Source organism: Cryptosporangium japonicum, assembly GCF_039524755.1.
In the GTDB taxonomy this organism is placed as follows: Bacteria; Actinomycetota; Actinomycetes; order Mycobacteriales; family Cryptosporangiaceae; genus Cryptosporangium; species Cryptosporangium japonicum.
Genome location: NZ_BAAAGX010000055.1, coordinates 1 through 1184, shown reverse-complemented (window position 1 = coordinate 1184; position 1184 = coordinate 1). Strand labels below are relative to the sequence as shown.

The window sequence follows — 1184 nt, the reverse complement described above, 5'->3', positions numbered from 1 at the left end:
GTCATGCCCAAACTGTTTCCGGTGGGAACTCGTGAACGTTTTCTGGAGCTGGTGGTCTCGGGGCAGCCGCTGGACGCCGCCGCGGCGGCGGTCGGTGCCGGTGACTCAACGGCCAGCGACTGGTGGAAGGCATCGGCCGGGTTACCGGTCGCGGCCGGCCGCGCCGGGGGTGGTCTGGCCGACCGGCTCCCGGCCGCGGCGTGGGCGCCGCGGCTGGGAACAGGACGGTTGCTCTCGTTCACCGACCGCAAGAGCATCGAGACCGGGCTGCGCGCCGCCTGGTCCTTGCGGGACATCGCCGCGGATCTGGGACGGTCGGCGTCCACGATCAGCCGTGAGGTGGCTCGGGGCCGCGGCCCGGACGGGATCTACTACGCCGCGGTCGCCCACGCCGGCGCCCATGCCCGCCGCCGGCGGCCCAAACCGTTCACCCTCGCCCGGTCACCCGGGCTCTGCCAGGCGATCACCGAGTGGATGGATCAGGGCTGGTCACCGGCGCTGATCGCCCGCGTCCTGCGTGAGCAGGGCGACACTTGCCGGGTGAGCCACGAGACGATCTACCGGGCCCTCTACGTCCAGACCCGCGGACACCTGCGCGCGGACCTGCACCAACAGCTCAGCCTCGGCCGGTCGCGCCGCACACCCCGCACCGCCTCGCGCCCGGACTCCTCGCCGTTCACCGACGCGTTCACCATCTCCCAGCGGCCGGCCGACGCCGACGACCGGGCGGTGCCCGGCCACTGGGAAGGTGACCTGATCCTCGGCACCGCCTGCAAATCCGCGATCGGCACCCTGGTGGAACGCACCACCCGCTACACGATCCTGCTGCACCTACCCGAACGCCACGACGCGCACAGCGTCGCAGCAGCCATGATCACCGCCATGAGCGACCTGCCCGAACATCTGCGTCGTTCGATCACCTGGGACCGCGGCGCCGAACTGGCCGACTACGCCCACATCCAACTGGCGCTCAACACCCCAGTGTTCTTCTGCGATCCCCGCTCGCCCTGGCAACGCGGCACCAACGAAAACACCAACCGGCTGCTGCGCCACTGGTTCACCAAAGGCACCGACCTATCCATCCACACCGCCGAGGACCTCCACCGCGTCGCCGCCAGCCTCAACGCCCGACCCCGCCCCACCCTCGACATGAAAACCCCCGCCCAAGCCCTCAACGAACTGCT

The 1184-nt window shown here is 70.6% G+C and carries 1 protein-coding gene; it reads left to right on the top strand.

What is annotated here, in order from left to right:
* Positions 1-3: 3 nt before the first annotated feature.
* The coding region (locus tag ABD437_RS42900) for an IS30 family transposase (RefSeq protein WP_425558394.1) at positions 4-1184 on the top strand (1181 nt) is incomplete at its 3' end.